At 30.7% G+C, this 26,619-nt stretch carries 23 protein-coding genes and 1 pseudogene; 17 read left to right on the plus strand and 7 right to left on the minus strand.

Going from position 1 to position 26,619, the window contains the following annotated elements:
• Positions 1-95: 95 nt before the first annotated feature.
• Positions 96-425 (plus strand): annotated as a pseudogene (rrpA, locus tag L8Y18_RS04465) (MarR family transcription factor RrpA).
• Entirely contained in the window at positions 422-874 is a 453-nt protein-coding gene (locus L8Y18_RS04470; protein WP_263676357.1) for a lipocalin family protein, read from the plus strand. Before rrpA ends, L8Y18_RS04470 begins: the two are co-directional and overlap by 4 nt.
• Here the strand turns inward: L8Y18_RS04470 and L8Y18_RS04475 are convergent.
• A complete protein-coding gene (locus L8Y18_RS04475) occupies positions 871-1,953 on the minus strand; it encodes an NAD(P)-dependent alcohol dehydrogenase (protein ID WP_263676358.1) in 1,083 nt (360 codons plus the stop codon). The genes L8Y18_RS04470 and L8Y18_RS04475 overlap by 4 nt on opposite strands.
• 181 nt (positions 1,954-2,134) lie before the next feature.
• Here L8Y18_RS04475 and L8Y18_RS04480 point away from each other — a divergent pair, with 181 nt between their 5' ends.
• Together L8Y18_RS04480 and L8Y18_RS04485 are read left to right on the plus strand one after the other, a co-directional pair.
• Positions 2,135-3,205: a Fic family protein gene (locus tag L8Y18_RS04480; protein WP_263676359.1), complete on the plus strand. Its 1,071-nt coding sequence runs from the start codon at positions 2,135-2,137 to the stop codon at positions 3,203-3,205.
• A 29-nt stretch (positions 3,206-3,234) separates the two neighbouring features.
• Complete coding sequence (locus L8Y18_RS04485) at positions 3,235-3,750, plus strand: DUF1643 domain-containing protein (protein WP_263676360.1); 516 nt, start codon at positions 3,235-3,237, stop codon at positions 3,748-3,750.
• On the opposite strand, the gene L8Y18_RS04490 is transcribed toward L8Y18_RS04485, so the two are convergent.
• The 4 genes from L8Y18_RS04490 to L8Y18_RS04505 are packed head-to-tail and all read right to left on the minus strand — an operon-like array spanning position 3,747 to position 7,157.
• Positions 3,747-4,928: a molybdopterin molybdotransferase MoeA gene (locus tag L8Y18_RS04490; protein ID WP_263664646.1), complete on the minus strand. Its 1,182-nt coding sequence runs from the start codon at positions 4,926-4,928 to the stop codon at positions 3,747-3,749. The two genes, L8Y18_RS04485 and L8Y18_RS04490, sit on opposite strands and share 4 nt — an antisense overlap.
• Position 4,929: 1 nt before the next feature.
• Positions 4,930-5,376, minus strand: a complete 447-nt coding sequence (locus L8Y18_RS04495) for a molybdopterin synthase catalytic subunit (RefSeq protein ID WP_263676361.1) — start codon at positions 5,374-5,376, stop codon at positions 4,930-4,932.
• A 3-nt stretch (positions 5,377-5,379) separates the two neighbouring features.
• Complete coding sequence (locus tag L8Y18_RS04500; protein WP_263664644.1) at positions 5,380-5,601, minus strand: MoaD/ThiS family protein; 222 nt, start codon at positions 5,599-5,601, stop codon at positions 5,380-5,382.
• 11 nt (positions 5,602-5,612) lie between these two features.
• The gene (locus L8Y18_RS04505; protein WP_263676362.1) at positions 5,613-7,157 is read right to left on the minus strand and encodes a multicopper oxidase family protein; all 1,545 of its coding nucleotides are present in this window, start codon (positions 7,155-7,157) and stop codon (positions 5,613-5,615) included.
• A gap of 144 nt (positions 7,158-7,301) precedes the next feature.
• Between L8Y18_RS04505 and nspC the strand changes: the two genes are divergently transcribed.
• The 11 genes from nspC to putP all read left to right on the plus strand — a co-directional run bounded on the left by nspC (position 7,302) and on the right by putP (position 21,642).
• Complete coding sequence (nspC, locus tag L8Y18_RS04510; RefSeq protein ID WP_263676363.1) at positions 7,302-8,465, plus strand: carboxynorspermidine decarboxylase; 1,164 nt, start codon at positions 7,302-7,304, stop codon at positions 8,463-8,465.
• 136 nt (positions 8,466-8,601) lie between these two features.
• Entirely contained in the window at positions 8,602-9,531 is a 930-nt protein-coding gene (locus L8Y18_RS04515) for a formate dehydrogenase subunit gamma (protein WP_263661079.1), read from the plus strand.
• Between the two features lie 63 nt (positions 9,532-9,594).
• The gene (locus L8Y18_RS04520) at positions 9,595-10,275 is read left to right on the plus strand and encodes a molecular chaperone (RefSeq protein WP_263661078.1); all 681 of its coding nucleotides are present in this window, start codon (positions 9,595-9,597) and stop codon (positions 10,273-10,275) included.
• A gap of 175 nt (positions 10,276-10,450) precedes the next feature.
• Entirely contained in the window at positions 10,451-10,654 is a 204-nt protein-coding gene (locus tag L8Y18_RS04525) for a twin-arginine translocation signal domain-containing protein (RefSeq protein ID WP_133319416.1), read from the plus strand.
• A 16-nt stretch (positions 10,655-10,670) separates the two neighbouring features.
• Complete coding sequence (locus L8Y18_RS04530; protein ID WP_263676364.1) at positions 10,671-13,493, plus strand: formate dehydrogenase subunit alpha; 2,823 nt, start codon at positions 10,671-10,673, stop codon at positions 13,491-13,493.
• Positions 13,494-13,503: 10 nt separating this feature from the next.
• Positions 13,504-14,073 carry a formate dehydrogenase FDH3 subunit beta gene (gene fdh3B / locus L8Y18_RS04535; RefSeq protein WP_133319414.1) on the plus strand — a complete coding sequence of 190 codons (570 nt, stop codon included), beginning with the start codon at positions 13,504-13,506 and terminating at the stop codon, positions 14,071-14,073.
• Positions 14,074-14,128: 55 nt separating this feature from the next.
• On the plus strand, positions 14,129-14,857 hold the full coding sequence (locus L8Y18_RS04540; RefSeq protein WP_263676365.1) for a winged helix-turn-helix domain-containing protein: 729 nt from the start codon (positions 14,129-14,131) through the stop codon (positions 14,855-14,857).
• Between the two features lie 48 nt (positions 14,858-14,905).
• Entirely contained in the window at positions 14,906-15,484 is a 579-nt protein-coding gene (yedF, locus tag L8Y18_RS04545; protein ID WP_133319412.1) for a sulfurtransferase-like selenium metabolism protein YedF, read from the plus strand.
• Positions 15,481-16,512, plus strand: coding sequence for a selenide, water dikinase SelD (gene selD, locus L8Y18_RS04550; protein WP_263676366.1), 1,032 nt, complete (start codon positions 15,481-15,483; stop codon positions 16,510-16,512). Before yedF ends, selD begins: the two co-directional genes overlap by 4 nt.
• A gap of 138 nt (positions 16,513-16,650) precedes the next feature.
• Positions 16,651-20,148 (plus strand): bifunctional proline dehydrogenase/L-glutamate gamma-semialdehyde dehydrogenase, encoded by a 3,498-nt coding sequence (locus tag L8Y18_RS04555; RefSeq protein WP_263676367.1) that lies wholly within the window; start codon positions 16,651-16,653, stop codon positions 20,146-20,148.
• 12 nt (positions 20,149-20,160) lie between these two features.
• On the plus strand, positions 20,161-21,642 hold the full coding sequence (gene putP / locus L8Y18_RS04560) for a sodium/proline symporter PutP (RefSeq protein WP_263665571.1): 1,482 nt from the start codon (positions 20,161-20,163) through the stop codon (positions 21,640-21,642).
• 24 nt (positions 21,643-21,666) lie between these two features.
• Here the strand turns inward: putP and gltS are convergent, their stop codons facing one another.
• Together gltS and L8Y18_RS04570 are read right to left on the minus strand one after the other, a co-directional pair.
• Positions 21,667-22,857 carry a sodium/glutamate symporter gene (gene gltS, locus L8Y18_RS04565; protein ID WP_263676368.1) on the minus strand — a complete coding sequence of 397 codons (1,191 nt, stop codon included), beginning with the start codon at positions 22,855-22,857 and terminating at the stop codon, positions 21,667-21,669.
• Positions 22,854-23,726, minus strand: a complete 873-nt coding sequence (locus L8Y18_RS04570) for a formimidoylglutamase (protein ID WP_263661071.1) — start codon at positions 23,724-23,726, stop codon at positions 22,854-22,856. The genes gltS and L8Y18_RS04570 overlap by 4 nt, the downstream gene beginning before the upstream one ends.
• 254 nt (positions 23,727-23,980) lie before the next feature.
• Between L8Y18_RS04570 and L8Y18_RS04575 the strand changes: the two genes are divergently transcribed.
• The gene (locus L8Y18_RS04575; RefSeq protein ID WP_263676370.1) at positions 23,981-25,498 is read left to right on the plus strand and encodes a BCCT family transporter; all 1,518 of its coding nucleotides are present in this window, start codon (positions 23,981-23,983) and stop codon (positions 25,496-25,498) included.
• The gene (locus L8Y18_RS04580) at positions 25,479-26,606 is read left to right on the plus strand and encodes a mandelate racemase/muconate lactonizing enzyme family protein (RefSeq protein WP_263676371.1); all 1,128 of its coding nucleotides are present in this window, start codon (positions 25,479-25,481) and stop codon (positions 26,604-26,606) included. Before L8Y18_RS04575 ends, L8Y18_RS04580 begins: the two co-directional genes overlap by 20 nt.
• Positions 26,607-26,619 lie beyond the last annotated feature (13 nt).

Here is a 26,619-nt window from a genome sequence, read left to right on the forward strand (position 1 = left end):
ATATTTTTCCTTTTTATGTTTTTAAAATTATAATTTAACTATAATTTTATTTCAATACTGAAATTTATGTAAGATACTATATAAAAGGAAAGTATATGGAAGAAAAGTGCGATTTTATGGAATGCGGATTTAATTATACTTTATCTTTGATTTCGGGAAAGTATAAGATGAGTGTTTTGTATTGTTTGTTTCGTTATGAAGTTGTAAGATATAATGAACTTAAAAGATATCTTGGTAATATTTCTTTTAAGACTTTGACACATACTTTAAGAGAGCTTTAAAATGATGATTTAATCACGCGTAAAGAATACCCACAAATCCCTCCAAAAGTAGAATACCGCCTTGCTAAAAAAGGTCAAAGTTTAATTCCTATTTTACAAGCGATGTGTGATTGGGGCGAGGCAAATCAAAAGGAAGAAAAATGATAGAATTATTAGATGGTATAAATTTAGAAAAATACATGGGTACATGGTTAGAAATGGCTAGAAAACCTGCATTTTTTCAAAAAACTTGTAAAAGTGCTAAGGCAGAATATGAGCTAGAGTATGAAGGCTCTACGCCTATAATTAAAGTCAAAAATATATGCACTAAAGAAAATGGAGAAATCTCTCAGGCAAATGGCAAAGCTAGGGTAAAATCACCAAGATCTTTAGCGGTTAAAATTAGTATTTTTATGAATGTTTTTAACAAGCCAAATTATGAGATTATTTACATTGACACAAGCTATCAAGTTTCTATCGTAGGTAGTCCTGATAAAAAATATTTATGGATTTTGTCAAGAGAGATTTTAGCAAAAGAGCAAATAAACTCTTTGCTTGAAATAGCCAAGCAAAGAGGTTTTGATACTAGCGATGTGATTTTTGATGAGTATTAATCCTGCTCACTCATATCGATTACATAACGGAATTTGGCTTTTCCTGAAGTGAGGTTTTCATAAGCTTTGTCAATCTCGTTTGGTTTGATGAGTTCAATTTCAGGATAAATTCCATGTTCTAAAGAAAAATCAAGCATTTCTTGAGTTTCTTTAATGCCCCCAATAAGCGAGCCATATACTTTTTTACCTGCTTTATGTACAAAGTGAATGATGTTAATGCTAGGACTTACTTCATGTGGAGGCAATCCTACTATAGCCATCTCACCACCAAATTTTAATAAATCCATATAAGCTAGCGGATCATAAGGGGTTGGTATGGTGGAAATGATGAGGTCAAATCTTTCTTTTACCGCACTTTTATCTGTACTAGTATAAAAATTACTCACACCCATAGCTAGAGCTTGTGCTTTTTTGTTTTCATTTCTTGCAAAAACACTTACTTTTGCACCCATTTTCACAGCATATTTTACTGCCATCATACCAAGCCCACCAAATCCTGCTACGGCTACGCTTGAGCCTTCTTTAATATTTGAAAATTTAAGCGGTGAGTAGGTAGTAATACCCGCACACAGCAAAGGCGCTATCTTTTCAAGTGGTGCATTTTTTGGTACATTGATAGCAAATTTTTCACTTACTACGATGTTGTTTGAGTAACCTCCATAGGTGTTTTCATTATCATGAAATACATCTTTGCAGTTATAAGTGTAGATGGTTTTACCATTTTCGCAAAATTGCTCTTGAGATTTTTTGCATGCTTCGCACTCTCCGCATGAGTTTACCATGCACCCAACTCCAGCAAAATCACCTACTTTAAATTTACTCACATTTTCACCCACCGCGATAACTTCTCCTGCTATCTCATGGCCAGGTACGCAAGGGTAGGTTGCTTCGCCCCATTCGCTTCTTGCAGTGTGTATGTCACTATGACAAATTCCTGCGTACTTGATAGCGATTAAGATGTCGTTTTTACCTACTTTATGGCGTGTAAATTCAAAAGGTGTAAATTTAGAATCTTTGCTAAGCATAGCATAACCTTTGCTTTTAACACGACCATTTTCTAAAAAGATTTTTGAGTCCATTTTATCTCCTTTGTGGTTTTTGAAATTATATTAAAGCTAGGTTTTTATTGCAATAGGGAAAATAAAGTAAGATACTATATACTAAAGGTGTGTAGAATTAATATGTTAAAAATTTTTGATTTTTTAACATATTTTTTTATAATGTTAAAAAATTTTATAAATTTTAACATATGGAAAAAACATGAAAGAGTTTATACCGCCAAAACTACCTTTAGATATAAAATTAAACGCAAATATTTATAACCTTATCATCAAAGCTTCAAGAAAATTAGCCGAATTAAATGGACTTAGTAAAAGCATTCCAAACCCAAATATTTTAATCAATGCTTTAATTTTGCAAGAAGCTAAAGATTCAAGTGAGATAGAAAATATTATTACTACTCACGATGAGCTTTTTTTATCTAAAATTGATGAAAAGAAACTAACAAGGGCAACAAAAGAAGTAAAAGACTATGAAAATGCTTTAAAAAAAGGATATGAGCTTTTAAAAAAAGAGCAATTATTAAGAAATGCTCATATTTTAGAAATTCAAAAAAGGTTAGAAGGAAATAATGCAGGTTTTAGAAAACAAAGTGGAACCATGCTTAAAAATCCTATTACAGGTGAAATTAAGCATATACCACCACAAAATTTTGATGATATACAAAAACTTATGAAAAATTTAGAGCAATACATTAACGATGATACTCTAGATGAACTTGATTTTTTAGTAAAAATGGCAATTATTCATTATCAATTTGAAAGTATACATCCTTTTTATGATGGAAATGGTAGAACAGGTAGGATTATAAATATACTTTATTTAGTGTATAAAGGGCTTTTGGATTTGCCTATTTTATATTTAAGTGCTTATATAGTTAAAAATAAAGATGAATATTACACTCTTTTGCAAAAAGTACGCGATGAAGGTGCTGTTTTAGAATGGATAGAATATATACTAAAAGGTGTAGAGCAAACTGCCATAAAGACAATTGAAACTATCATTATAATAGAAAAAATGATGAACGATGTAAGTGATATTTTGCAAAATAAAACAAATTTTTATAGTAAAGATTTTGTGGAACTTTTGTTTTCTCACCCTTATACAAAAATAGATTTTTTAATAAAAAAACTAGATATTTCAAGACAGAGTGCTTCAAAATATCTTAAAATTTGTGAAAAATTAGGGGTTTTAGAATGTGTTAAAATAGGTAGAAATAATTATTACATTAATACAAAACTTTTAGGACTTTTTAGAAAAGGGATTTTTTGATATTTTAGTATATTAAATTAAGGTTATGCATGAAAAATTATGATATATATGTATATGATGAAAAGTGTAGATATGTTTTAGGAAAGAAATCAAATAGTATTTTACTATGCATAGGAATCAATCCTAGTATTGCAACTGATAAAAAAGCTGATCGAACCATAAAAAAATTAGAAAATATAATTAAATTTAATAATTATGAAAGCTTTGTAATGTTGAATATTTATCCAGAAATTTCAACTAATCCAAATAAACTTCCTTATGGATATAATGTTGATATACATAACAAAAATTTAGAGTATATAAATCACATTTTATGTGAATATAAAAATGTGGATATTTTGGCTTGTTGGGGAAATTTAATTAATATAAGAGAATATTTGCATGTGCTATTAAAGGATATTTTTACTCAAGATAAATTTAATAAAACAAGAAAATGGTTGTGTTTGGGAGTTACAAAAACTAATAACCCAAGACATCCATTGTATTTAAAAAATGATACCAAAATAATGCATTTTGATATGAAAAAATACTTATGTAAAAACTAAGGCATTAAAACAATATCCACTAAATCATTTTCTTTTATATCATCATGTGCTATCATTAATGCAGCTTTGTGGTTAAGGTTGTTGATGATGGCACTTGAGCCTTGTTTTTTGCCTTTTAAATTGGCATAAATTTTTCCATCTTTAAATTCCACATTACAAGCTACAAATTCTAAATGCGAACTTTTTTTCTTATAGTCAGTATTTGCAAATGCTTTAAATACATAGTCTTTTTCTTGTAAAAGCCAAGCATTTAAAAGTTCTCTTACATATAAATTAAACATTACCATAGCCGAGTATGGAAAACCCGGCAGGGCAAAGATGAATTTATCTTCAAATTTGGCTATTTTGATATGTTTTCCAGGTTTTACATCGACTTTGTCTAAGATGATTTCATACTCTTTAACAGCTTGTTTTAAAAAGTCAAAATCCCCCATGGAAACTCCACCGGTGGTAACTAAAATATCACACGCATTAAGTGCTTGTTTTAAAACACTTGGAGTTTTTTGCATATCATCTTTTAAAAGTGGAAAAATTCTAGCTTCAGCACCAAGTTTTTTTGCCATATTAGCTATGGCTACATGGTTTGATGAGCGAATTTGTGCAGGGTGTTCTAAGCTTTCGCCTAAGTCTTTGATTTCACTTCCACTACTTAGCACGCCTATGATAGGTTTAGCAAAAACACTAATGTGAAAATATCCAAGCTCAGCTAAAAGTGCTATTTCACTATAGCCTAGTTTTGTGCCTTTGGTGAGTAAAATTTCGCCCTTGGTGTAGCTCTCGCCCACCTTTCTCACAGCAAAGCCTTGTGAAACTTTTTCTTTTACATAAACCATATTATTTTTAACTTCAACTTTTTCCACAGGCACTAAGGTATCACAACCCTCACTCATTAAAGAGCCTGTAAAAGTTTTAACACATTCTTTATTTTGTATTTTAAAGCTTGGGAAAATTCCAGCAGGTACTTCGCCTATGATAGACAAAGCCTCATCTTGTTCGCTAAATTTAATTGCATAGCCATCCATAGAAGCAGTAGGAAATTGAGGGTTGTTAGTAGAAGCTTTGATGTCTATGGCTAAAATTCTATCTAAGCACTGTGTTAAAGCTATGTTTTCTATCTTTTCATATGTTTGTATGTGTGAATGAAGTATGTCTAAACTTTGGCTATAAGAAGTTAGCATTTTAGTCCTTAGTGCTTAAAATTCCTGCTCCTTGAAGTTTCAAAGAGCGTTCTTTGGCATAAATTTTTTTGCCATTAATGATATCATATTTCCATATAGGTGCGCTTGCTTTAAAATCTTCTACAAAATCATTAATTAACTTAAGTCCTAATTTTCTTTGCTTGCTTAAAACCCCAGCAAAATAAGAACTCTCATGCACTTTAACCTCACCGATAGAGTGAGCAAACATCAAGCTTACATTTTCATTTGTAAGTTTTTGGCACCATTTTTCAAACCAAGTTTTTAATAAAGGCTCATATATATCAAAACTTAAAGCCTCAATCTCATCTTCAGCCCTCACTATACCGCAAAATGTGATCAAAGCTCCGCAGTTTTTATCTTTAGCATATTCATACCATCTAGCATAAATGCTAGGAATTTCTAAGGCTCCTTGGTGTAATTCAAACATAACTCATCCTCCACAAACCGGTGGTAATAAGCAAATTTTATCCCCATCTTTTAAGGTAGTTTCATCATCAAAAACCATTTCATCATTTAAAGCAACTGCACAAAGTTCAAGCCATTCTTTTAAGCTTTCATCTTGTCCTAAAATTGCTTTTAATTCTTTAAGATTGCTTACATTTAGTTCTAAGCTTTCTTTGTTAATTGGCCCTAGAAATTCAATTTTTACCATTTTTTTTACCTTTATTCTTTTATTTCTAAAATTCCCATCATTCCAAGATCTTCATGCTCTAAAATATGGCAGTGAAACATTCTAATACCGGTAAATTTTTGACTCATTCTAAGTTTCAATTCTTCTCCAGGTCTTACATTAATCGTATCTTGCAATGCTCTGAATTTTGCTTTTGTTATTTTACCCTTAAATTTAGAAGATATGAGTTCAAATTGTGTTCCATGTATATGGAAAGGATGATCCATATGCGATTTGTTTTTTATTACCCATTCTTCTACTTCATTTAATTTTGAGGTTAAATCCGTTCTATTCATATCAAATGTTTTACCATTGATTAAAAACATAGAGGCAAGGCTTTTTTTGATTTCTTCTTCACTTTTTTTACTAATACCATGCATTTGCATATGATCTTCGCTCATAATCACTTCTTTAAAGCTTGTAGCTTCTTTTAAAGGTGGAAATTCTCGTAGCTTTTCAGGTATGTTTTCTATAGTTTTTTCTACTTTAAGATCAGCTAACATAAGAGTATAAGGTTCTTCTTTAACAAGCATTTTATCGCGGTCATAATAAGTACTTTCAAGTTTAAATTCACCCTTACTTGCTTTGATTAGCACTTCTACTCTTGATGCAGGACTTAAAAATAACTCATCTAATTCAACACCTTTTTCTATAAGCCCTCCATCAGTTCCTACTAAAATAAATTTAGCACCTTTAATGCGTAAATTTAAATATCTTGCCGCACAAAAATTATAAATACGAATTCTTTGAGCTTTGTCAAGTGTTATTTTTGGTTTTAATTGTCCATTGATAAGAACTAAATTTCCTTCTCTACCATTTAGCCAATCAAATAAATTATTATCAGGAATTTGTGCGTTTTCATCTAAACGCAAATCACTAATCACCCAATCTTGTTCTTGTAAATGCGACAACGCGTCTTTTTTGGCTTTTACTACAAATACCCCTGCTAAGCCTTTATAAACTTGCTTTGCTGTGGTGTAGTGTGGGTGTGGATGATACCAGTAGGTTCCTGCTGAATTTTCTCCAAGTTTAAAGCGATAAATTCTTTCTCTACCAGGCATGATAGGATCGTGTGGGTTGCCATCTTGCTCAGGTGGTATGTCAAGTCCATGCCAGTGGATAGTAGTTGGCTCTTTTAAACTATTTTTTACCAAAATTTCTACAGTATCACCTTCATAAACTTCTATTTTAGGTCCAGGTATAGAGCCATTGTAAGTAAAGCATTTTGTTTTTTTACCTTTAACAAGCTCTATTTGACTTTCTTTGATTTCTATACTTGATCTAAAGAAATTTTTCTTTGCACTTGTGTTTTTTAGAAGTTTTAAATTTGCTAATGTTTGTCCGCTAGGAAAGTCTTTTTCATTGAGTAGTTTAATGTTTGGATTTTCTAGTTTGATAAAAGAAGTATCGATTTCTTTTGTATCTTTTTGTGTATGTTTTGAGTGCATATTATGATGAGAATGATCCCCCATTGCATAAGCACTGCTAATACTTGCTAAACCTAAAGCATTAAATTTTAAAAATAACCTTCTATCCATTAAATTTTTACTCCTAAATTAATTTTGATTTGGATTTTGATTATAGCTATTATTTGATTAATGATTGTAAATTATAAAAACAAGATATAATTTTAATATGATTTGTTATACAAGTGGTTTTAAATCAAAAATTAAGGACAAATAATGCTAATTAAAAATCATTTAGATAAAGACTTTCAAACCCCTGCTTATATTTTAGAAGAAGACAAGCTTAGAAAAAATTGTGAGCTTTTAGCTAAAGTGAGTGAGCAAAGTGGAGCAAAAGTCTTGCTTGCTCTAAAGGGTTTTGCTTTTTCAGGTGCTATGGATATAGTGGGTGAGTATCTATCAGGTTGTACTTGCAGTGGGCTTTGGGAAGCTAAATTTGCAAAAGAATATATGAATAAAGAAATTCATACTTTTTCACCTGCTTTTAAAGATGATGAAATAGATGAAATCATAGATCTTTCACACCATATAGTATTTAATTCTTTTAATCAGTTTAAAAAATTTAAAGACAAAGCAAGTAAAAAGTCTCTTGGTTTGCGTTGTAATCCAGAGCTATCAGTGGCTCCAAAAGAACTTTATAATCCTTGTGGTAGATTTTCAAGATTAGGAATTCGTGCGATTGATTTTGAAAATGAAGATTTAAGTGCTTTAAGTGGGCTTCATTTTCATGCTTTGTGTGAAGAAAGTGCGTATTCTTTAGAGCTTGTGTCAAATGCTTTTGAGGCTAAATTTTCAAAATTTATTAAAAATATAAAATGGGTTAATTTTGGTGGAGGTCATCATATTACTAAAGAAGGTTATGACACGCAAAAACTAATTGATCTTTGTAAAAAATTTAGCGATAAATACGGTGTGCAAGTGTATCTTGAGCCAGGTGAGGCTGTGGGTTGGCAGTGTGGGACTTTAGTTGCAAGTGTAATAGATATAGTAGAAAATGAGAAAAAAATAGCTATTCTAGATACTTCAAGCGAAGCTCATATGCCAGATACTATCATTATGCCTTATACAAGCGAGGTTTTAAATGCTAGAATTTTATCAAGTCGTGATGGACAAAATTACAGCGAGTTAAAAGAAAACGAATTTGCTTATTTACTTGGTGGCAATACTTGCTTAGCAGGGGATATCATGGGTGAGTATGCTTTTAATCAAGAGTTAAAAATAGGACAAAAAATAGTATTTTTAGATCAAATTCATTATTCCATAGTTAAAAACACTACTTTTAATGGAGTAAGACTTCCAAATTTAATGTTCTTAGATAAGAATGAAAATTTATCTATGATAAGAGAGTTTTGTTATGAAAATTATTCAAAAAGAAACTAAAAATTGAGTTTTTTTGTAGTTTTTTGCAAATTTATGTTTTTTAAATAAAACTTTTTTTAAAATAAAAATGGAAACTGAAAATTAACAAAACTACAATGCTAAGCTTTTTCTAGCGTGTAATGTTTAGGAGTAATTTATGCATAGAGTTATACTAGCTCTTTTAGCCTGTTTTAACTTTCTATTTGCTCAAGAAAATTTTGAAGTTAAAAATACTCAAATTTGGGATGTGCAAAGAGTGATGAATATAGAAAGTTATCAAAATTTTGGTGCTTTGTGGACTAAACTGCAAGGTGAGTATATTGCAAGTGCTGTTTTGATTATACTTATAGTCGTAATTTCAGCTTTTGCTTTGCATTATATGGTCATAGGTCCAAAGAAATTTTCTCATGATGGTAAGAAAATTTATGCTTTTTCAGTATTTGAAAGATTGTTTCATTTTGTAGCAGCAATCTCTTGGATTATCCTTGTACCAACCGGACTTATTATGATTTTTGGATCGTATTTTGGCGGTGGATTTTTTGTAAGAATGTGTAAAAACTTACATGGTATTGCTACTATTTTATTTATCATTTCTATCATTCCTATGTTTTTGTGTTGGATTAAAAGAATGCTTCCTGCAAGTTATGATTTAAGATGGATGATGATAGTAGGTGGATATTTAAGCAAAGAAAAAAAACCTGTGCCTGCGGGTAAGTTTAACTTTGGTCAAAAATCTTGGTATTATATAGCTGTTTTTGGTGGCTTTTTGATGATAATCACTGGTGCGTTTATGTTTTTCCTTGATTTTAATTCTACTTCTTTGCAATCTATTTTTGGAATTTCTCATATAGATATTTTAAGAGCTTCAGCTATCATCCATAATATTTTGGGTATTTTATGTGCAGTATTTTTTGCTATTCATATTTATATGGCCGTATTTGCTATTAAAGGAAGTATCCATTCTATGATTAGTGGTTATAAAGAAGAAGAGGAAGTTTATATTTTACATTCTTATTGGTATAAAGAATTAAGCGATAAAAAACAAATCAATCCATCGTTTACTTACGATTCTAAAACAAAATTTTAAAATCTCACTTGATTTTTTTAAATTTTCCTTGTTATAATCAAATAAAAATAACAAGGAAAATTAATGATACAAGATATTGATCTTTCGCGCAAATATTTTTATGAATTTTTTTCAAAAGCTTTTAATTTTATCGACGAAAATGAGTTTAAAATTTGGCATGAGCAAGTTTTAGTTTTAGCTCAAAGTCCTTTAGATGATAGTTTAAAATTTGATTTTGAAAAACTTAGTGTATGTGATTTTGCAAGTTTTAAAGAAGAACAAAATGGAGTATTTTTTGATTTTTCTTATGTGAATGTGCCTATTAGTGCTTCTTTTTATGATGAGGGTAGAGATGATGGCAAAATGAAGCTTCAAGCCTGTGAAATCATTAGAAAAACCAAATTTAGAAAAAAAGAAGATTGTAGGCAAAGTGAAGATGAATTTGGCTTTTTGTTTGCTTTTATGGCAAGTATTATTGAGCATGATTTAAAAGTTGCACAGCAATTATTTCGTTTTGTGATAAACCCTGTAATAGATGAGTTTATAGAAAAATTACAAATCCACAAAAACTCAAATTTTTACATTGCTATTGCCAATATTATGAAAGTCTTTTTTGTAAATGAAAGAGCTTATTTGGAAGTACAAGCACCTATAAAAAAAGAAGGTAAAAGTGTAGCAGATGAGGCTTTACAAAGACTTCCTTATGAGCCAAGACTTCCTACTAAATTTAGCAAAACAAATATAGAAGAACTTAGTAAATTATAGAAATTAATATGTATTTTGTTACCAAAATACATATTATCAAAACCATCTTTTTATGAAAATAGAAATTAAATAAAATCTTAAGTGAAAATATGCAAAATTTATTTTGTTAAGTGTATAAATACTTTGAAAATAAGTATTTATAGTTATTCTTTACTTTTATTTCAAAGGAGAGAACATGGAGGCCAATCAAAGAAGGGATTTTTTAAAAAAATCTTTGAAAATTGGTGCTTTAGGGGTAGTAGCTGGGGCAAGTGTGAATGCTTTAGCTAAAGATGATTACCAAGAGCAAAATACCGTAGTTTTAGGAAAAAGTACTAAAAAAGAAGTGCTTTATAGAAAAACTATGCATTGGGAAAAATACTACAAAATAGCTTATTAATTAAGAAAGGAAGAAGATGGCATTAGCAAGAAGAAATTTTCTTAAGCTTGCTGGTATTGCTGGTCTTGGAAGTGCGGCTTTTGGTAGTGAAAACAAAGCTATTAGAGTTGCAAGTGAACAAGAAGTAGCAAATCCTTATCCAGATTCTAAGATTGTTAGAACAATCTGTAGTATCTGTAGTGCAGGCTGTGGAATTAAAGCAGAAGTACAAGATGGAGTTTGGGTGCGTCAAGAAAACGCTATAGAACATCCTATTTCTCAAGGATCACACTGCTGTAAAGGGATAGATCAAATCGATCTTACTAAATCAAAGCAGCGTATTAAATATCCTATGAAAAAAGAAAATGGCAAATGGGTACGTTTAACTTGGGAGCAAGCTATCAATGAAATTGGCGATAAAATGCTTGAAATCCGTAAAGAAAATGGACCTGATAGTGTTATGTTTTTAGGTTCGGCTAAATTTAATAACCAACAAGCTTATTATTTTAGAAAATTTGCAGCATTTTGGGGTACTAACAATATAGACCACGTTGCTAGAATTTGACACAGCGCAACAGTCGCCGGTGTGGCGAATACATGGGGTTATGGCGCTATGACAAATCATTTTGGTGATGTGACTAAACACTCAAAAATGATGATTATTTTTGGTGCAAATACTGCCGTGGCAAATCCTATCGGATTTAAACACTTATTACAAGCAAAAGATCGTAATAATGCTAAATTAGTAGTTGTAGATCCTGTATTTACAAAAACTGCAGTACATGCTGATGAATATGTAAGAATTCGTCCAGGCACAGATATAGCTTTAGTTTATGGTATGCTTCATTTGATCTTCAAAAACGGTTGGGAAGACAAAGAGTTAATCAAAACTAGAACTTATGGTGTTGAAGAAATAAAAGCAGAGGCTGCTAAATGGACTCCTGAAGTTGTAGAAGATGTAACAGGCGTTCCAGCTGCTCAACTTGAAAAAATTACAAGAATGCTAGCTACAATCAAACCTGCTACGCTATTTTGGGCTTTAGGTATTACTCAACACTCGGTAGGTAGCTCCAACACAAGAATTCTAGCTATTTTACAACTCGTTCTTGGTAATATAGGCAAACCAGGTGCAGGAACAAACATCATTAGAGGTCATGATAATGTTCAAGGTGCTACTGATATGGGCTGTTTGGCTGATACTTTACCAGCTTATTATGGGCTTGATGATAATGCGTGGAATCATTTTGCTAATTTTTGGAATGTAGATAGAGAATATTTAAATTCAAGATTTTATTCTAAAGAATGGATGCATGAAAAAGGTTTTTCACTAGCAAAATGGTGGCAAGGCGTTTTACATGAAGAAAAAACTTATTCTAACTCACCTATCCGTGTGCTTTGGGTGCAAGGAACGGGTATTACTTCTATGGCGCATACGGTAAAAATTCAAGAAGCGCTTAAAAAACTTGATATGATTGTAATCGCTGAACCTTTTGTAAATGAAGTAGCAGTTTTAGCAGATCGTTCTGATGGTATTTATATTATCCCTGCTTGTACTCAATTTGAAACAGAAGGTTATGTCACTGCGACTAATCGTGCTATGCAATGGCGTTCTCAAGTAGTAAAACCAATTTATGAAAGCAAAGAAGATCAAGAGATTATGTTTGCTTTTGCTAAAAAATTCGGTTTTTATAAAGAATACACTCGCGGTATGAAAATGGAATTGAAAGATCATAAGCTTGTGCAAACAAGAGATGATAATGATGATAATTTTATATGGCCTGATGATGCTACAAGAGAAATGAGTAATGGTCTTTTAAGCATAGGCTTAAGAGGTATTTCAGCTGAACGCTTAAGAAAACACCAGCAAAATTGGGAACATTTTGATCCTGATACTCAAAGAGGTATTGGTGGTAAAGTTAAAGGCGAATACTATGGTTTACCTTGGCCTTGTTGGGATGAACAACATCCGGGAACTTCTATATTATGGAATACTGATGTGCCTTATGAAGAAGGCGGTATGGGCTTTAGAAACCGCTTTGGTTTAGAGCATGAAGGACATTCTCAATTAGCAGATGATGCCTTTACTCCAAAAGGATGTAAAGTTAAAGGTGGTTACCCACAAATCACTAAGGCAAATATTGAAAAAGTATTTAATATCAAACTAAGTGATAGCGAAAAAGAATTAATGGGCGCTAGCTGGAGTACAGATATTTCAGGTATTATTTTAGAAAAATGTAGAGAAAAGAGTGCTTGCTGTTTAGGTAATGCAAGAGCTAGAATGAAAGTTTGGGAATTTGCAGATCCTATTCCGTTACATAGAGAGCCTATTCACTCACCTCGTTGGGATTTGGTTAAAAAATATCCTACTTGGGGCGATCAAGAGAAAAACTTCAGAGTTGAGAGTAAATTTATCAGCGAGCAACAAAAGAAAGATTGGAGCAAAGAGTTTCCAACTATCATTTCAAGTATGCGTTTAGTAAATTTAAGTGGTGCAGGTATGCTTGAGAGAACTAGTAAATATCTTGCTGCAATCACACCTGAAATGTTTGCTAATGTTCACCCTGAACTTGCCTTAAAATATGGTATAAATGATGGAGATATGATGTGGATTCATTCACCGCAAGGTACTAAGATTAAAGTAAAATGTGTGCATAATCATTCTGTTACACCGGATAGAATTTGCTTGCCTTATAACTTTGCGGGTATTATGCAAGGAGTGGATTTAAGTTATAATTATCCTGAAGGCACTAGACCTTATACTATAGGTGAAAGTTCTAATACGGTTACTAACTATGGTTTTGATATAAATACGCAAATTTCTGAATTTAATGCAGGACTTTGCAGACTTGAAAAGGCTTAAGGGGTAAGTTATGGCTAGAATGAAATTTTATGTAGATAATAATCGCTGTATTTCTTGCTTTGCTTGTCAAGTGGCTTGTTCAAGTGCGCACGAAGTGCCAGTGGGGATTAATAGAAGAAAGGTAATCACTCTAAATGAAGGCATAGAAGGAAAAGAGTTTTCAACAACTCTTGCCTGCCAACACTGCACAGATGCTCCATGTGAGCAAGTTTGTCCTGTAAAATGCTTTTATATTAGAGCTGATGGTATTGTTTTACATGATAAAAAAACTTGTATAGGTTGTGGGTATTGTCTTTATGCATGTCCTTTTGGTGCTCCACAATTTCCAAGAGATGGTGCTTTTGGTATCAAAGGTCAAATGGATAAATGTACTATGTGTGCAGGTGGTCCTGAACCTACTAACTCTCATGAAGAAAGAGAACTTTATGGACAAAATCGTATCGCAGAAGGTAAAGTGCCTATGTGTGCTGCGGTTTGTTCTACAAATGCACTTTTGGTTGGTGATGCAGCTGAAGTTAGTGCAATGTATAGAAAAAGAGTTTTGCTTAAGGGCCAAAATTTAGGACTTGATGCAAAATAACCCAAAGGGTGTTTACAGGCACCCTTTTTTACTACTTATAATCCAAGGTTAATTCATGGAAGAATTAAATTTAAAAATTCAAAAAAATCTTGATGAAAATAATAAACTTACTTGTAAAAAAGCACTAGAGCTTTTAAAACAATACTCCAAAGAAGATTTTCAAGCTAGTATAAAAAAAATGGATGTAAAAATTTCAGATTGCGAGTTAGGTCAATTTGGAAAGTTAAATAAAAATATAGCAAAAAGTGAAATTTTAGAAAAATTAGAAACAAAACTAGATTCTAAGCGTCGCATATCATGTAAAGATGCTTTAGAATGTGCTAAAAACTTTAATATGGCTGATATGAGAGCTACGCTTAAAACTTATAAAATTGATGTTAGATACTGCGAACTTGGTTGTTTTGAAGAAAAAAAAGGTAAAAAATTTCATATAAAAAGCAAAATTTGGGTAGAAAATCCTGATGGAGAATTGCTTTTTGGTAAAGGGAAAACAGATATTTTAGAATTAGTTGGAGAATGCGGAAGTATTTCCCAAGCGGCTAAACAACTAGGGATGAATTATAAAAAAGCTTGGCTTTATATACAGGATTTAGAAAAAAATATGAAAGAAGAATTGCTCATTGCTAAAAAAGGAAGAGGAAGTGAAGCTGGTAGTAAGCTTACTCCAAGAGCTTATGAGTTAATTCAAAATTTTAAAATTTTACAACAAGATGTAGAAGAATACACTAATAAGCGCTTTAAAGAATTATTTTTCAAGAAAAATCAAGAAAAAGATAAAACTTAATTTGAATACAAGTTATAAAAATATATCATTAAGTAAAAAAGGTAAAAAATGAAAATTGATTGTAGAGATTTAGCTTGTCCGCGTCCTGTGATAGAGACAAAAAAGGCTTTAGAAGAGTTAAAAGAAAATGAAAATTTAGAAATTCTTTTAAATTCTCAAGCTTCTAAAGAAAATGTAATGAGGTTTTTAAAATCTTTAAATTTGAACTTTAGTGTGAAAGATGTAAATGATGAAAGTATTATTAGTATTATAAAAGATGGTGATATAGTTCAAATTCAAGAACAAAATTTGCAAGAATATAATGTGTTGTTTTTAAAAAGCGATAAAGTAGGTGAAGGGGAGCTTGGGAAAAATCTAATGCTAGGTTTTTTAAAAACCTTAAAAGATTTACCTAATAAACCTGTAAAAATCCTTTGCGTTAATGATAGTGTTTTAATGAATACTGATTGTTCTCATATGGCTTTTGAAGCTATGAAAGAGCTTGAAAATTTAGGGGTTGAAATTTATAGTTGTGGGGCATGTTTGGAATTTTTTGGTAAAACTAAAGAGCTTAAAATAGGCAAAATAGGTAATGCTTATGAAATTTTAAATGAACTTTTTGGAAAGGCAAAGATTATTTCTTTATGATATATAAAGATCAAAAACTAACTCAATATGTAAAAGCTGCGGGTTGAGCTGCCAAACTAGACTCGGTGGGTCTTGACAAAATTCTTGGCATTTTAAAACCGCATGAAAACATTTTAAGTGGTATTGATAATAACGAAGATGCAAGTGTTTATAAGCTAAATGAAGATTTAGCTTTAGTGCAAACACTTGATTTTATCACACCTGTGGTTGATAGTGCGTATCATTTTGGTGCTATAGCTGCTGCCAATGCTTTAAGTGATGTATTTGCTATGGGTGCTGAGGTGATTAATGCCTTAAATATTGTAGGCTTTGATACTTGTCATTTTAACAATGAAATTTTACTTGAAGTTTTAGAAGGTGCTAGAGCTAAGGTTGAAGAAGCTGGTGCTGTGCTAGTAGGTGGCCATACTATAGAAAATGATGAATTTATTTTTGGTCTTAGTGTGACAGGTGTAGTTCATCCTAAGAAATTTATAGCTAATAATAGTGCAAAAGATGGTGATGTTATTTTACTTACTAAGCCTATAGGTAGTGGCATTATTAGCACTGCTATCAAGGCTGGTTTGCTAGAAAAAGCAAAGATTTTAAAAGCAATAAAGCAAATGAGTTTTTTAAATCTTTACGCAAGTCGTATTTTAAAGGGGTTTAAAAGTCTTAGTGCTTTAAGTGATGTTACTGGTTTTGGCCTTTTGGGACATTTAAAAGAAATGTTAAATGAAGAGATTATGATAGAAGTGTATAAAAATGAAATTCCTTTAATGGATGGAGTTTTGCCAATGGCTAATATGGGGATAATCCCAGCAGGAGCTTATAAAAATAAAGATGGTCTAAAAATTTGGGTTGATAATTTAAATGAAAAAGATGAGGATATAGTGTATTTTGATCCTCAAACTTCAGGTGGACTTTTAGCTGCAATGAGTGAAAAAGATGCAAATGAGGCTTTGAAAATTTTGAAAGATTACAATATAGAGGCAAAGATTATTGCTAGATGTGTAAGAAATACTCATAATTATTTATTATTACGCTAATATTTTATTTACAATTAAAAATATATGTTTATATTTGTTACTTTTTTACATAAAAAAATAAATTATAAATAAATATATGTTGATTTTTGTGGCTATTTTTGTATCATAAAAGATATTAATTACTAAATGGAGGAAGAAATGATACAAAAAGCTTTGCAATTAGCTGAAGAATTACAAAGAAAAATAGAAAGTAATATCTCTCAAAGTGAAAAAGAATTTCACGCCAAAATGCAAAAACTTTTAAACAATCCTAAAAATAAAGTGATGTTGATTGAACTTTTAGATCGCTCTTTTAGATGTAAAGATAAAAGTGCGAGTTTTGAGCTTATAGAGCATACTTTAAACAAATATGGTATAGCAGATTTTTTTAGTGCTTTTGAAAAATTTTTGCTTTTTTCATTTTTAAATTTTGGAAAATTTGCACCAACTCTTAGTGTGCCATTTTTCATTAAGCATTTAAGAGAAGATACTAAAGCTATGGTTTTAGATGCAAATCCTAGTGTTTTAGAGCCTCATATGCGTAAAAGAAAAGATGAAGATAAAATTACCTTAAATGTAAATTTAATTGGTGAAGAGGTTTTGGGTGAGGCTGAGAGTGCTTATAGAGTAAAAAAATATGAAGAAGCATTAAAAACAAGCTATATTACTTATATTTCAATTAAAATCACTACCATTTTTTCTCAAATTAATATCATTGATTTTGAATACTCTAAAGATGAAGTGGTAAAAAGATTGGATAAATTATATGCTCTTGCTTTAGAAGAAGAAAAAAAGCAAGGTGTGTCTAAATTTATCAATCTTGATATGGAGGAATTTAGAGATTTAGAATTAACCGTTGAAGCTTTTATGGAAAGTATTGCAAAGTATAATATTAAAGCAGGTATCGTTTTACAAGCTTATCTTCCTGATTCTTATGAATATTTGAAAAAACTTTTTGCTTTTTCAAAAGAAAGAGTTTTAAAAGGTATGAAGCCTATAAAAATTCGCTTTGTTAAAGGAGCGAATATGGAAAGTGAAGAAACTATAGCTTCGCAAAGAGGTTGGGCTCTACCTACTTTTTATAAAAAAATTGACACAGATAGTAATTATAAGAAAATGCTCGATTTTGTCTTAGAAGGCGATAATTATAAATATATTAATGTAGGTATTGCGAGTCACAATTTATTTGAAATTGCTTATGCTTATACTAGAATTTCACAAGCAGGAGCTTTATCATCTTTTACTTTTGAAATGCTTGAAGGTATGAGTTTGCAATGCTCTTATGAGCTTTCTAAAATGCATGATCTTATACTTTATGCACCGGTGTGTGATGAAGCGCATTTTAATAATGCTATTGCTTACTTAGTAAGAAGACTTGATGAAAATACTAGTGAAGATAATTTCATGAGATATTTTTTCAACCTTAAAATCAATGATAAAAATTGGCAAATGCAAAAAGAATTATTTATAAAATCTTTAGAAGGCGTTGCTAGTTTGGATAATTCTACTCATAGAACTCAAGATAGAAATAATGAGACAAAGACTATTAGTTCTTATGAGAGTAAAGAATTTAAAAACGAACCTGATACAGATTTTATCTTAAAAGCAAATAGAGAATGGGCTAAAAATATAAGAACTAAATATGAAAATTTAGAAAATTATGATGTGTATCCGGTTGCAAAAGAAGAAATTAAAAATGAAAATTTACAAGTAATAGAAGTTAAAGATAAAATCAAAAATCGCACTATAGGTAAAGCACATTTAGCAGGCCAAAAAGAGATTAAATATGCTTTAGATGTAGCTAAGAGCTCAAATTTTAGTGATTTAAGTCATGATGAAATTTATAAAATTTTAGCAAAAACTGCTCAACTTGTTAGAGATCGTAGAGGAGATTTAATAGGTATAGCAGCTTTAGAAGTAGGAAAAACTTTCTTAGAGATTGATCCTGAAGTTAGTGAGGCTATAGACTTTTTAGAATTTTACCCACATTCTTTGGAAAAACTAAAAGAGCAAAATCCAAATACTACTTTTAAAGCAAAAGGCATAGGTGTGGTAATTGCACCATGGAATTTTCCAGTAGGTATTTCAGTAGGAACCATAGCAGCACCTTTGGCTGCAGGTAATAAAGTAATATATAAGCCATCATCTTTATCCATGCTAACAGGTTATATGCTTTGTAAATGCTTTTGGGATGCGGGAATTCCAAAAGATGCTTTGATTTTCTTACCTGCTAAAGGTAGTGATATATCAAAATACTTGCTTGTTGATCAAAGTGTGAAATTTTCAGTATTAACCGGTGGAGAAGAAACTGCTTATGCAATGCTCAAAGCTAATCCAACCTTACTTTTAAGTGCTGAAACAGGCGGTAAAAATGCAACTATTGTTTCTAAATTTGCCGATCGTGATAGTGCGATTAAAAATATCATTCATTCAGCATTTTCAAATTCAGGTCAAAAATGCTCTGCTACTTCTTTGCTTGTTTTGGAAGAAGAAGTTTATGAAGATGAGGAATTTAAAAAGACCTTAGTAGATGCTGCTAGTTCTATGGCGGTTGGAAATCCATTTGTATTTAAAAATAAACTTGGAGCTTTAGCAGATAAACCAGATGTAAAACTGCAAAAAGCATTAGATGAGCTAGCTCCATATGAAAGTTGGGCTTTAAAACCTAAATTTGTAGATAATAATCCTTATCTTTTAACTCCAGGGATTAAATATGGTACTAAAAAAGGTGATTTTACGCACATGAATGAGCTTTTTGCACCAATCTTAACTGTAATGAAAGCAAAAGATTTAAAAGAAGCTATTGATATAGTAAATTCAACAGGCTATGGACTTACAGCAGGATTTGAAAGTTTAGATGAGAGAGAATGGGAATACTTCCACACTCACATAGAGGCAGGAAATATTTACATCAATAAACCAACAACAGGAGCTATAGTTCTTAGACAGCCTTTTGGTGGTATTAAAAAATCAGCCATTGGTTTTGGTAGAAAAGTTGGAATTTATAATTACATCACTCAATTTTTAGATATAGAGCAAAGTCAAGCTGATCAAAATGTTTTAGATAATGAGTTAGTATCAAATTTAAATGCTTTAAGCTTGGATTTAAATGAAAAAGATAAAGCTGATTTTGAAGTCATTAAAGCTATGGCAAGAAGCTATGCTTATCATGCAAAACATGAATTTGCAAGTGCAAAAGATTATGTCAATATAAGAGGCGAGGATAATATTTTCTCTTATACAAAGGTTAAAAATATCGCTTATAGAGTACATAAAGATGATAGTTTAAAAGATATTTTAGGGGTTATTTTAGCAGCCAGTGTGCTAAATATTGATCTTATTTTAAGTTATGATGAGCATGAGAAAATAGATCTTGTGCAAAAGATTAATCAAAAAATTAGTTCAAAAACTTTATTCCTTAAAGAAAGTAAAGAAAATTTCATTAGCAAAATAGCTGATTATGAAAGAATTCGTTATTTTGCTCCATTAAATATTAATGATGAAATTTTCATAAAAGCAGCAAGTTGCGCAAAAATCATTGCCAATGCTAAGCCTTTAATGAACGGACGTTTTGAGTTGCTTTTATATCATAATGAAAAAGCTTTAAGTATATCTTTCCACCGTTATGGAAATTTAGGCATTCGTGCTTTAAAATAAAAAGGAGAAAAAATGGAGGTTGTACACATTAATACTCAAATTGCGATAATGTTTGTCGCATATTCAGCATTAATGCTTTTTATTGGATTTTATTTTTATAAACAAAATAAAAACTCAGAGGATTATTTTTTAGGTGGTCGTTCTATGGGGCCAGTAGTTTCAGCACTTAGTGCTGGAGCTTCTGATATGAGTGGTTGGCTTTTAATGGGTTTACCGGGAGCTTTATATGTAAGTGGTTTAGCTGAAAGCTATATTGCAATAGGTCTTAGTATAGGAGCATTTTTAAACTGGGCTTTTGTAGCAAAAAGACTTAGAATTTATACTAGTGTGATTGCAAATTCTATTACAATTCCAGATTATTTTGAAACAAGATTTGATGATGATAAGCATATATTAAGAATAGTTTGTGCTATTGTTATTTTGATATTCTTTACTTTTTATGTTTCTTCAGGACTTGTAGGTGGAGCAAAGCTTTTTGAAGCAACTTTTGGAATCCAATATGATTATGCACTTACTACAGGAACTGTGATTATAGTTGCTTATACATTTTTGGGTGGATATAAGGCAGTTTGTTGGACGGATTTGATTCAGGGTTTATTAATGATGAGTGCCTTGATTATCGTACCTATAGTGATGATTTATCATTTGGGTGGCTTTAGTGAAGCTGTTAATATAGTCAAAGAAATTAAGCCAAATACTTTTTCTATGGGGGAAGGATTAAGCTTTTTGGGTATAGTTTCAGCGCTTTCTTGGGGGCTTGGGTATTTTGGTCAGCCACATATTTTGGTGCGTTTTATGTCTATAAGATCAACTAAAGATATTCCAACTGCTACTTTTGTAGGAATTTCTTGGATGGTTATATCTTTAATTGGAGCTTGTTTGATAGGTATTTTAGGTATAGCTTATGTGAGTAAATTTGAGCTTAGTTTGCAAGATCCTGAAAAGATTTTTATCGTAATGTCGCAATTGCTTTTCAATCCTTGGATAGCAGGTGTTTTATTAAGTGCTATTTTGGCAGCCATTATGAGCACAGCAAGTTCGCAATTACTTGTTTCAAGTTCAACTATAGCAGAAGATTTTTATAAAAGAATTTTCAACAAAGAAGCGTCCAATAAAACAGTGATGACTTTGGGTAGATTTGGTGTTTTAGCAGTAGCTGTGATAGCTTTTATTATTTCTACTGATAAAAACTCAAGTGTATTAAGTATAGTAGCTTATGCTTGGGCGGGATTTGGAGCAAGTTTTGGTTCTGTAATGCTCTTTTCGTTATTTTGGTCAAAAATGACTAGATACGCTGCTATTGCAGGTATGATTACCGGTGCAGTTGTGGTTGTAGCATATAAAAATTTCTTAGCCGAGTGGCTTGATTTTCCTATTTATGAAATCATTCCAGGATTTTTAGCTGCTTCTGTTGTGATTATTTTAGTGAGCATGGTAACTAAAGTTCGCCCAGGAACTAAAGCAGCTTATGAAACAATGCTAAAACATCTCTAATACTCTCGCAATATGCGAGAGTAACTATGAAAAAATATTAATCAAATAAGTATTTAAAGGTATTGCAACAATATCAATTAAAACAGCACCGCATAAAGGTACTATTAAAAAAGCTTGTCTAGAAGTTAAATTATATCTAGAACAAACTGCATTCATATTTGCTACTGCATTTGGTGTTGCACCTAGACCATGTCCCATAAGTCCGGCACACATAATCGCACTATCATAATTTTTTCCGCATAATCTAAAAACTATAAAAATTGTAAAGAATAGTAAAGCTAAAACTTGCACAATCAAAGTAATAAAAAGAGGTGTAGCAACAGCACTTAGTTCGTTTATTTTTAAATTTATCATAGCCATAGTTAAAAAAATACCAAGGCTTAATTCACTTATAGTATCTATTGTATATTGATTTAGCTTGAAAATATTAAAAGAATCATTAATATTTCTTACAACAATAGCAACAAGCATAGCACCAACATAACTAGGCAAAGAATAGCCGCTATATTGTGTAAATTTGGAACTTAAAAAAAATCCAATACACATAATACATAATATTAAAAATAAAGATTTTAAAAAATCTTTATAATTTGCATTGTGAATTTCATGCTTTAGAGGATCTATATCTTTAATATCTTGATTAGTTGTGATTTTTAATTTGTGTTTATTTATAAGATATTTTGCTACAGGACCTCCGAGCAAAGACCCTGAAATCAGTCCAAAGGTTGCCGCTGCCACTGCTAAAACTTTAGCGTTATTTAAGCCACTTAATTCTTCAACCATACCTCCAAAAGCTATAGCATTTCCATGTCCTCCTTCCAAAGAAACAGCACCACATAAAATTCCATATAGTTTATTTAAATCGAATAAACTCATCATGGAAATGCCGATAAAATTTTGCATTAAAGCCATAAACCAGCAACAACCTAGATAGATTAAAAGTACTTTTCCTCCTACTTTTAAGAGTTTAAAACTTCCACTTAATCCTATTACGGTAAAAAAAGCCACCATTAAAGGAGTTTGTAAACTTGTATCAAAATCAACTTTAATCTCAATAAAACTTAAAATCCAAATGATTATACTGATTAAAAATCCACCTATAACTGGTGCGGGAATGCAAAATTTTTCTAAGATTAAAAAACGTTTTTTCAAAAACATACTAAACAATAAAACCCCGATACTAATAGCCAATACACTTAAACTATCAAATTTCATATCATTCCTTTACTTAATAAAAAATATGCTAGATAAGCAGCGATTTTTGCAGTGTGATTGTCTATATCAAATTTAGGATTAAATTCACAAATATCTGCTAAAGCAACTTTTTTGCTTTCAAAAATAATTTTTATCGGAGTTAAAATTTCTTTTAAATTGATACCAAAAACAGCAGGGGCACTTACAGCAGGAGCTATGCTTTGTGAAAATACATCCATATCAATACTTAAATAAACAACTTCATTTTGTTTTAAGAAGTTTTTAATGACTTCTATACATTTTTCAAATTCAGTATCTAAAACATAACTTGCTTTCATATTATCCATAGTTTGAAAAAGTGCTTTTGTGTTAGATAATTTACTTGCACCCAAGCAAAGATAAGAAAAATTATAATTATTTTCTTTTGCATATTCATAAGCTTTGTAAAAAGAATTTCCAGAAGTATGTAACTCCTGAATTCTTACATCAAAATGTGCATCAAAATTTATAACTCCTACACTTTTTTTGTAATCTAAAAGCGCTTTAATACAAGCTAAAGATGTTTCGTGTCCACCTCCTAAAATTACACCATAATGATTATTATGTAAAATTTCTAAGCACTTGTGATAAAGTAGTTCATCGCCTAATTCTAGGGTATCAAAATTTTCAATATCTCCTAAATCATCAAAATCAAAATCATCATGTATAGCAAAATTTGCCATATTCTTTCTTATAATTTTTGGTGCTAATTCACTTCCAATTCTACCATTATTTCTCTGCACGCCCAATGATGAACAAAAGCCTAATAATTTATTATTTGAAGAGTGATTTAAACATTTAAATAATCGTTTATGGATAATTTCATCACCATCATTTCTCCCTTGCCACATGTATTCCTCCTTTTTTGTGTTTAATTTCAATGTAAGATATTTTTTTAAATATTTTTGTATTTTGAGAAATAACATTATTTATTTGTGTATTTTAGTAGCAATAATTTATTGATTAAATAATTTTTATTATAGTAAAAAATATTTGAAAATACTAAGGTATGGCTTTTAATGCATTTATGATAAAAGTTTCTTTAAGTTTTATTTTAAAATAAGAAAATACTATATATTTACTACTTGAAACAAAAAGGAGATTTATGCAAAAAAATAATCAAAAAACTTATGATTTATTTTTGATAGTGACATCTATCTTGGCGGTTTTTATGGTGATTGTAATTTTACTTATAAATCCTAGTAAAGCTTTAGAAGTAGCAAATTTTCTTTTTAGTAAGCTTACACATATGTTTGGCTCATTTGTTCAACTTTTTGAGTTTATTTGTGTAGTTTTTATTTTCTACTTGGCTTTTTCTAAAATAGGTAATATTAAATTAGGCGATGGGATAAATCCTTATTCAAATACTGCTTGGATTTTTATGTTTATTTGTGCAGGACTTGGATCTGCTACTATGTATTGGGCATTTATGGAATGGGCATATTATTATTTAGTACCTGGATTAAATATTACTCCAAAATCTACAGAAGCTTTAAGAAGTGCAACTTCTTTTGTGTATTTGCATTGGGGTATTACGCCTTGGGCTGTATATGCTTTAAGTTCTATTGCAATGTGTTTTCATTTTTATATTTTTAAAAATAAAAATTTAAAAATTTCAAGTTTAATAGCAAATATCTTGCATATTAATCAAAATATAGTGCTTGATAAAATCATCGATGTTGTGTTTTTATTTAGCACTTTTGGTGGACTTGTGCTTACTACAACCCTTTCTATAATTACAATTAGTGCTGGACTTTCTGGAATTTTTGATATTAATGATGGTTTTTATTTAAAATTTATTCTTTTAGCTATTGTTACAGCTGTTTTTACCTTTTCTAGTTTTGTTGGATTATCAAGTGGTATGGCAAAACTTGCTAAAATATCTTGTATCTTGTGTTTTGTGTTTGCAATATTGGTATTTATTTTAGGAGATAGTGTATTTATATTAAATAATATAATAAATAGTATAGGGGTATTTTTTAGTAATTATGTTTCAATGAGCTTATATAATGATATTGCTGGTGTAAGTAGCTTTAATTCTGATTGGACAGTTTTTTATTGGCTTTATTGGATTACTTACACTCCTGCTGTTAGTATTTTTGTGACAAAAATTTCTAAAGGAAGGACCATTCGTCAAGTAATTTTTGGTCTTATTGTAGGTGGATGTATTGGGACTTGGTTTTTCTTTGGAGTTTTGAGTTCATATGCAATAGATATTTTTCAAAGTGGAATCTTAGATGTTCCAAATTTTATTAGTTCAAATGCTGGAGAAGCTGGAGTGGTAGCATTGATAAAAACACTACCATTTGGTACTATTTTTACTCTTTTTTATTTCCTGCTTATGATGGTATTTTTGGCTTCTCATATGGATGCTACTGCATTTACTATTTCTTGTGTAAGCACAAAAATAGATAGTGAAAATCCTAGTAAATATTTAAAAGTTTTTTGGTGTATTATGCTTGGATTAATTCCTTTAGCAATGCTTTATATAAATGCAGATTTAAATACCTTAAAAGTTGCAGTTGTTTTGAGTGCTGCTCCTTTTTTGGTAATACTTGCTATTAGCTTTTATGGGCTTATTAAATGGATAAAAAGGATGGATAATGAAAATTACAAAGGTTGAACCTATATGGTTAAGGACAAAAACTTTTGATGAGTCTTGTGAGTGGGGTGAAGATGCCTTTATATTAAGAATTTATACAGATAATAATCTTTATGGAATAGGGGAAAGTGATAGTGCTGCAGCAGTTTTAAAGATAATGTTTGAGCAGCCTAGTACTCATGGATCTTGTAGAAATTTAAGTGAAATTTTAATAGGACAAGATCCAAGAAATATTAAGAAGATTATGGATGATTTGATTGAGGGAAGTGCGTATTATGGACTTAGCGGAGCATTAATTTGTGCTTTAAGTGCAATAAATATTGCTTTATATGATTTACTTGGAAAAATTTATGGTGTAAGTGTAGCTACTATACTTGGTGGAAAAAGAAAAGACTTTTTAAATGCATACGCTACTTTTATTCCGAGTAAAAATATGGAAGAAAATATTTCTAGAGTAAAATACTTAAAAGAAGAAGGTTTTAAACTATTAAAATTTGGTGGTGCAGGCTTTGGTAATAATGCATTATCTGATAAAGAGATTATCAAGAATATTAGAGGTGCAGTGGGTGATGATATTAAACTTAGTATTGACTTAGTAGGGCTTTGGAAAAATTTTTCTTATGCAAGAGAAAGATTTTTGGAAATTGAAGAATATAACTTAGAGTGGATAGAAGAACCAGTTAGTGCAAATAATTTTTATGATTATGCAAGACTTAGCGAACACTTACCTTGTAAGATTACGGGTGGAGAGAGTTTTTACACGCTAAATGAGTTTGAAAATTTTATTAAAAAGTCAAAAGTTTCTATTGTGCAACCTGATATTACTAGATGCGGTGGTTTTGACACTATGTTAGAAATTGAAAAAATATCTTTAAAATATGGTTGTGATTTAGTCCCGCATGGTTTTTCTACAGGAATTTTACTTGCTGCTACGGTGCAGTTTCTAGCAAGTACTAAATATTGTAATTTGATAGAGTATTCTCAATCAACAAGTGTGCTTTTTACTCATTTGGTGAAAAATTTAATCCCTTGCAAAGATGGTATAGTTGAAGTCAATGATGCTGTGGGTATAGGAGTGATGTTGGATGAAAATTTAATAGAAAAATATCGTATAAATATAAAGATTTGAGTAAATACTCAAA

The organism is Campylobacter sp. CNRCH_2007_0968H, from assembly GCF_025773245.1.
In the GTDB taxonomy this organism is placed as follows: Bacteria; Campylobacterota; Campylobacteria; order Campylobacterales; family Campylobacteraceae; genus Campylobacter_D; species Campylobacter_D lari_D.